Origin of the sequence: Halomonas sp. SIMBA_159 (genome assembly GCF_046536035.1) — a bacterium.
GTDB classification, from domain to species: domain Bacteria; phylum Pseudomonadota; class Gammaproteobacteria; order Pseudomonadales; family Halomonadaceae; genus Vreelandella; species Vreelandella venusta_A.
This window is the reverse complement of record NZ_JAWJBT010000069.1, coordinates 1-621: the sequence shown is the minus strand read 5'-3', so window position 1 is coordinate 621 and position 621 is coordinate 1. Positions and strand designations below refer to the sequence as shown.

Sequence of the window (621 nt, the reverse complement as noted above, 5' to 3'; positions counted from 1 at the left end):
CATTGATATGCTAGACGACGAAATTCTTAAAGAGATGTTTAATTATATAAGTTCTAATGAACATGGAAAGCTTTACTTTGATGTTGATCAGGCTAGACTAGATGGAAAATCAGAAGAACTCTTAGATCAAGGTAAAGCGTTTAATGACTTCAGTAATTCTTATTTTAAGTTCTACAATAATTCAGTTGATAGTGACCGTATAACAACTAAAATATCACTTCCTGTTTGGGGTAATTGGTGTGGTCCTGGTTATGGCGGTGGTCCAACAAAAGGTTTACTAGATGCTGCATGTAAAAAACATGATCTCGATTATAAAAAATATGGTTATTTTGATTGTAAGAGTGATGCTAGGTTAATGGGTCGAATACAACGAGATCTAAAAAAGATGGGGTTCGTTGAAAAGGTAGTAGCCAGAAATGTTTGGGCGTATTTTTTGGTCCAAGTGAAGGCGAACGGTTGTTATTAAAATAATATTTTGAGAGAGTGATAATTTGAATACAAAAACTTTAAGGAATCTTTCATTTCTTTGTTTTATTATTGGTATTTTATTGTGGGTTCCCAATGTTTTCTTTGGGCAAAGTAGTATTCTATGGTTATTAAACTTTGTGATTGGCCCAATTG

General features: G+C 33.0%; 1 protein-coding gene. It reads left to right on the top strand.

All coding sequences use genetic code 11. The annotated features are described in order from the left end of the window. The coding region (locus tag R0J87_RS18365) for a phospholipase A2 family protein (protein WP_498887964.1) at window positions 1–466 on the top strand (466 nt) is incomplete at its 5' end. Between the last annotated feature and the right edge of the window lie 155 nt (window positions 467–621).